We start from the raw sequence: 6,260 nt of genomic DNA, 5'->3' as shown, positions 1-6,260 counted from the left end.
CAACCCGTACCGGGTATCATCATCTTGACCAGAGCTCTGGAAAGACTCAAAACTCTTGTTGATGCTTACATTACATTCTCTCAATGAACTTCTTTTCCATTACCCCAAATCTATTTTGAGGTTTTGTGGGTAATCGACAGGTCTAAGGTTTCTTAGGTGGTGAAAAAGAAAAAACTTGCGAGCAGGCCCTTTTTTCACCACCTAAGAAACCCAAGACACTAAAGGAATCACTTAAGAAATTACTCACCCCAACACCGCATCCTTCCCAATCAAATACACATCCTTATCCCGTGCATCCACCGATGCCGCCAAACTGGCCCATTGCCCATTCATCGCACTAAAGGCATGGATTTTGTCCTGCCCCGGCTGAATCACCATGGCCACATTGCCAGATACAAAAAACTGGTCTCCCTCACTAGGATTTACCGCCACATCCAGCGTACTCCAACTGCCCGTGATGGCGCTAAAGGCCCGGATTTTATTCTGAAACGGTTGCATGATCAGCGCTACATTGGCCCCAATGCGGTAGGCGTCACCATGTCGTGGGTCTACACTCACATTGAGGTGGGACCAGGTGCCCGTAGCTGCACTGTAAGCGCGGATGTGGTTTTGGCCGGGTTGCACCACTAATGCAATGTTGGTATCAATCAAGTAGGTTTCCCCCCGATTGGAATCGATCGGTGCACTGACCACCTCCCAGGTGCCTGTAAACGCGCTAAATGCACAAAGGCGGTCGCGCATGGGTTGGACGATCAGCGCCAGGTTTTGCTCCACCAATTCTATATCGCCTTCATTGTTATTTACCTCAACATTGATAGTTGACCAAACTCCTGAAAAGGCACTGAATCCGTGAATGCGGTCGCGCCAGGGTTGTACCGCCAGGGCAACGTTGCCGCGCACGGCGTAGTGATCCCCTTCGCGGTTGTTGACGGGCACTTCCAGATTGGCCCAGGTGGCAAGGATGCCGCTAAAAGCGCGCAGGAAGTTTTGGCCGGGTTGTACCACCAATGCTACATTGGTGTCCACCAGATAACGGTCGTCTTCATCGATGTTGATGACCACTTCCTGGCTGACCCAGGCCCCTTTTTCGGCGCTGAAAGCCCGCAATTGATTTTGCCCGGGCTGTACCACCAGGGCCACCCTGGAAAGATAAAAAGTGGGATTAATTTCCGACATAGTATATCATTAGTAGTGGGGCAAAAATAATTGATCATTTTTCCTGAGCCAGAGGATTAGATAAGACACTTGAAATGAAACGTTTACTTATCTGATCCTCTGGCAAAATGATCACTTATTTTTTTATCGCCCCTTAATTCCTTATTTGGGAAGAATTTGATCGAACTTGAGCGTGGGCACCAGCGTTCCCTCCAACAAATCGCCAACCTGATAAACTTTGGTCTGGGTATAAATGGATTCCGTTGGTAAAGTGTACACTTCAAGTTGCTTAGCCTTTAAATTAACGATCCAGACTTCTGGGATATTGGCCTGGGCATAAAGTGGAAGTTTGAGCTCCCGATCCTTTTCCAAGGTGGAATCGGCTACCTCAACCAGGAAGGCTACTTCTTTGGGCACGGGATGCTGGTCGAAATAGAAATCATCGCGCCAAAGTAGAACGGCTAAATCAGGTTCAGGTTCAGAGTATTTCCCCAACTGAATGGGGTTTTGATTGGCAATGATGTGGGTTTTGCCCAATAATTTTTCTAATATTTTTTGCAAACGATTGATTGTACCACTGTGGGGGCTATTGATCGGGCTCATTTCTACAATTTCACCATCCAATAATTCGACACGCGCTTCGGCAGGCAAAAGCCCATATTCTCCCAACTGATGATATGCCTCAGTGGAAAATTTGAACCGTTGAATACTGGTGGATGCTGCCGCCATGCCTTGCTTATTTTTTGCAAGTTAATGCTTAGCGCACAAACTTGCAAGGCGTTAGATCAGGCCAAGAACTGCCGCAAATAATTCCGAGCCGTCAGAATTGCACTATTGACATCCTCATCCGAGCCCTCAAAAGCCTTGTCTTCCACCTCGATACATACCGGCCCACGGTAGCGCACATCGGTCAAAGCTGCAAAAAACTTGCGCCAATCGACGTCGCCCAAGCCAGGCAATTTTGGAGAATGGTACTCTAGCGGATTGGCCATGATGCCTACCCGGTTCAACTTGTGTGGATACAGCTTGGCGTCCTTGAGGTGGATGTGGTGCAGGCGGTCTTTGTAGTCGTAAATGGGCTGGACGGGGTCCATCATTTGCCAAACCAGGTGCGAAGGATCGTAGTTAAGGCCAAGCGCTGGACTGGGAATGATTTCGAATAGTTTGTCCCACACTGCAGGACTGATCGCCAGATTTTTTCCCCCCGGCCATTCGTCATTGGTAAAAAACATGGGGCAGTTTTCAATGCCAATTTTTACTCCATTGGCCTCTGCGGTTTGAATGAGCTCCGGCCACACTTCAGCGTATTTGCTCAGGTTGTCCGAAATGTTGCGCGATTGATCCCGACCAATGAAGGTATTGACCACGGGAATGCCCAGAATAGCTGCCGCCTTAATCACCTTTTTGAGGTGCTCACGGGAAAATGCGCCTTGTTCTTCATTGGCATCTAAAGGGTTAGGATAGTAACCCAGGCCAGAAATGTATACTCCTGTAACTCCTTGTACGTCTTTAATGTATTGGATTTCTTCTGGATGAAACCCTTCTACATCAATATGACTTACCCCAGCATAACGTCGGGCATCACTGTTGTTTTTAGGCCAACACATGATTTCTACACACTTGAAACCATTAGCCGCAGCATAGTCCATCACTTCATCAAAGCTGCGATTGGCGAGAATGGCGGACACAAAACCGAGATCTAACATAGGAGAGGTATTTAGTGAAAAGTGAAAAGTAGGTACACCATTTGGATTTCACCGTTTGGTGTATTTTTTTCACTTTTCACTTTTCACTTAAACAGTTACCCAAGCCTGCTTCTTATTGCTTTCCACAATTCTTTCGCAGATCAGCAGCTCGCGCAAACCATCGGCAAAGGTGGGGTAGGTCGGATTGGCAGGTTGTTTGCCTTCGGCAACGGCCTGGTATACTTCTTTGAACAATTGTTTGGAGGTATCCGGGAAGCCCTCGTTGTGGCCGCCAGGGAAAGAAACCACACTTCTGGCCTCACCGTGGAACAAGGATGGGTCGCGCATCAGTTGGCCGTTGAAGCCATCGCGATTGCCGATCCAGAGGTTGTTCGGCGATTCGGAGCACCAGTGGAAGGTAGAGACTGAGCCGGAAATTTCCAGGTCAATCCTGTTCTTGCGCCCAGCTGACACCTGGCTTACAGTGATCACCCCACGGTTGCCATTGCTGAAACGTACGAGTACGTTGGCGTGGTCTTCGGTGGTAATCGGCACGTCCTTGTAATCCTCAGCAGTCAACATTTTGCCGGAATAAGTCTCGACAGGTTTCAATGGCTTCTTGCGGAATTTGTGTACCGTATTGAAATCCGCCATTACCGCTTCGATTTTCACTCCAGTGATGTACTCCAACAAGTCCATGATGTGGGAGCCAATGTCGGCGATGGCCCGGCTTTCGCCCGATTGTTCGGGTTCGAGGCGCCAGTTGTAATCGGTATCTTTGAACAACCAGTCTTGCAGGTAAGTCCCAATTACGGAATAGATCTCGCCCAGTTCTCCTTTTTCGCGCATCACTTTCATCTGGCGGACGATCGGGTAGTAGCGGATGTTGAAGTGTACGGCATTGACCAAACCAGTTTTGGCCGCCAATGCCACCAGCTCTTCGGCTTCGGCGATGGTGGTAGCCAATGGTTTTTCACACACCACGTGTTTGCCCGCCAGCAAGGCGGCTTTGGCTTGGTGGAAGTGCATGGCATTGGGGGTACAAATGTGTACAACCTGCACTTCAGGATCGGCGATCACTTCTTCAAATGATCCATAAGCCTTGGCAATACCGAGTTCTTGGGTCTTTTGGCGACTGCTTTCCAAATCAAAATGCAAGGCGCCAATGACATCTACCGTGGGTACGCGCCGCAGCGCTTCTACGTGGGCTGGGCCAATAAAACCTAGCCCTACTACCGCAGCTTTAATTTTTTGCATGAGTTGTTGATGTTTATTCAGGTGCTAAAAGTACGGTAGAATCCAAGTTTTTAAATAAAATTTGGAAAAAAATGCTAATTTTTTTGAAAAGAACACAATTGTAAATTGTCTAAACTTTTTTCCTCTAGCTTTTCCGCATTCCACTTTAGATGCTTAGCTTTGAGCCGCTTTAAAAAGCATAACCCAAATCCTCCAAAAACACATATCTGATTTGTTATGAATCTTCACGAATATCAAGGAAAAGAAATCCTCAAGCGCTACGGAGTAGCTGTGCAGTCGGGCATTGTAGCCAATACAGTGGAAGAAGCTGAGGCAGCCTGGAAAGAACTGGGTAGTGGCGTAGTGGTGGTGAAAGCCCAAATCCATGCAGGAGGACGCGGTAAAGGAGGTGGTGTAAAACTGGCCAAAAACCTGGATGACCTCAAAACCCACGCTGGCAACATCCTGGGCATGATGCTGAAAACGCCTCAGACTCCAGGTGGTATGGAAGGCCCTGGCAAACTGGTGAGCAAAGTGCTGATCGCTGAAGATTGTTACGCTCCAGACTTTAGTGCCAATAAAGAATACTACGTATCCATCCTGATGGATCGCGAAAAAAAGTGCAACGTGATCATCTATTCTACCGAAGGTGGGATGGACATCGAAGCGGTTGCTGAACATACGCCTGAAAAAGTACAAAAAGAGTGGGTTGATCCCCTGGTCGGCTTTCAAGGTTTCCAGGCGCGTAAAATCGCCTTCAATTTGGGTTTGAGTGGCAAAGCTTTCAAAGAATTTACCACCTTCATCACCAAGTTGTACACGGCTTTTGTTGCTTCCGACGCTTCTTTGTTCGAAATCAACCCTTGCCTGCGCACCGGTGATGAGCGCATCCTGGCCGTAGATGCCAAGGTGTCTATCGACGACAACGCCCTGTACCGCCACGCCGATCTGGAAGCGATGCGCGACACGGCTGAAGAAGATCCAACCGACGTAGAAGCCCAAGAGTTTGAGCTCAACTACGTAAAACTGGACGGTAACGTAGGTTGTATGGTGAACGGCGCAGGTTTGGCCATGGCGACCATGGACATCATCAAATTGTCTGGTGGCGAACCAGCCAACTTCCTCGACGTAGGTGGTACTGCTGATGCAGCCCGGGTAGAAAATGCCTTCAAAATCATTTTGAAAGACCCTGCGGTAAAAGCCATCCTGATCAATATTTTTGGTGGTATTGTACGTTGTGACCGCGTGGCGCAAGGGGTAATCGATGCCTACAAAAACATGGGCAACATTACCGTTCCCATCATCGTGCGTTTGCAGGGTACCAACGCCGATATGGCGAAAAAGATGATCGACGAATCTGGCTTAAAAGTATTCTCCGCAATTCAATTGGCCGATGCAGCCGCTTTGGTGACCAAAGTGCTGAACGAGGCATAAACGAATTGAGCTATATTAAAAAAATACCCTGAGCAATGTCTTTTGCTCGGGGTATTTTTTTATAAATTACATTTGTGATCAAAATCCCTTAGTATGCACCGTAGGAATGCGCTGAAAAAAACCATCCTTTTAGCCGGAACCATCACCATTCTGCCGGAAATGCTAGCCAAGGCTTTGGCCAACGCCGAGCCGATTTTAGCTACTGTTCCCGCTACACAAATAGAATTATTGGCGGAATTGGCGGATACCATCATTCCAACTACGGATACCCCAGGTGCCAAGGCTGCGGGTGTGCACGATTTTATTGCCCTGGCCGTTGAGGCCTGTTTCTCGCCGCAGCAACGCGATCAATTTTGGGCTGATTTGAATGCAGTGGAAGAAAAATGCCAGCGTGAGATGAGCCAAAGTTATTTGCAGTTCAATGACAATGAGCGCTTTCAAATGATGACCCAATTGGAGGCAATGCCTGCAAAAAATGGCCAGGCACAATTTTTTAAGTTGCTCAAAGAGTTGACCTTGCACGGGTATTTTACTTCTGAGATTGGCGCCACTCAAGCCTTGAATTATGACCCGGTTCCGGGGGTATGGATTCCCGATTTGTCCATTGATGAAAACACCAAGGCCTGGACTTCGATGTTTTAAGGAAGTTTAGAAGGTTGAGGAGGTTTAGAAGGTTGAGGCTACCGCGAGCGACTTAGACAAGGACATTGTCAAAATCGCTCGCGGTAGCCTCAACCTTCTCAACCTCCC

The 6,260-nt window shown here is 48.1% G+C and carries 6 protein-coding genes; 2 read left to right on the top strand and 4 right to left on the bottom strand.

All coding sequences use genetic code 11. The features are described 5' to 3' along the window. Nucleotides 1-243 precede the first annotated feature (243 nt). The 4 genes from ACEW9O_RS15970 to ACEW9O_RS15955 all read right to left on the bottom strand — a co-directional run bounded on the left by ACEW9O_RS15970 (nt 244) and on the right by ACEW9O_RS15955 (nt 4,097). On the bottom strand, nt 244-1,176 hold the full coding sequence (locus ACEW9O_RS15970) for a hypothetical protein (RefSeq protein ID WP_373551179.1): 933 nt from the start codon (nt 1,174-1,176) through the stop codon (nt 244-246). Between the two features lie 141 nt (nt 1,177-1,317). After that, a complete protein-coding gene (locus ACEW9O_RS15965; RefSeq protein WP_373551178.1) occupies nt 1,318-1,884 on the bottom strand; it encodes a Uma2 family endonuclease in 567 nt (188 codons plus the stop codon). Nucleotides 1,885-1,940: 56 nt separating this feature from the next. Then, the gene (locus ACEW9O_RS15960; protein WP_373551177.1) at nt 1,941-2,861 is read right to left on the bottom strand and encodes a sugar phosphate isomerase/epimerase family protein; all 921 of its coding nucleotides are present in this window, start codon (nt 2,859-2,861) and stop codon (nt 1,941-1,943) included. Nucleotides 2,862-2,948: 87 nt separating this feature from the next. Next, entirely contained in the window at nt 2,949-4,097 is a 1,149-nt protein-coding gene (locus ACEW9O_RS15955) for a Gfo/Idh/MocA family protein (RefSeq protein ID WP_373551176.1), read from the bottom strand. 216 nt (nt 4,098-4,313) lie between these two features. Here ACEW9O_RS15955 and sucC point away from each other — a divergent pair, with 216 nt between their 5' ends. Together sucC and ACEW9O_RS15945 are read left to right on the top strand one after the other, a co-directional pair. Next, nucleotides 4,314-5,510, top strand: a complete 1,197-nt coding sequence (sucC, locus tag ACEW9O_RS15950; RefSeq protein ID WP_373551175.1) for an ADP-forming succinate--CoA ligase subunit beta — start codon at nt 4,314-4,316, stop codon at nt 5,508-5,510. 93 nt (nt 5,511-5,603) lie between these two features. Then, on the top strand, nt 5,604-6,152 hold the full coding sequence (locus ACEW9O_RS15945; RefSeq protein WP_373551174.1) for a gluconate 2-dehydrogenase subunit 3 family protein: 549 nt from the start codon (nt 5,604-5,606) through the stop codon (nt 6,150-6,152). Nucleotides 6,153-6,260 lie beyond the last annotated feature (108 nt).

Source organism: Haliscomenobacter sp. (assembly GCF_041740695.1).
GTDB lineage: Bacteria > Bacteroidota > Bacteroidia > Chitinophagales > Saprospiraceae > Haliscomenobacter.
Note: the sequence above shows the minus strand (reverse complement) of the source record. Positions and strands in the feature narration are given on the sequence as shown.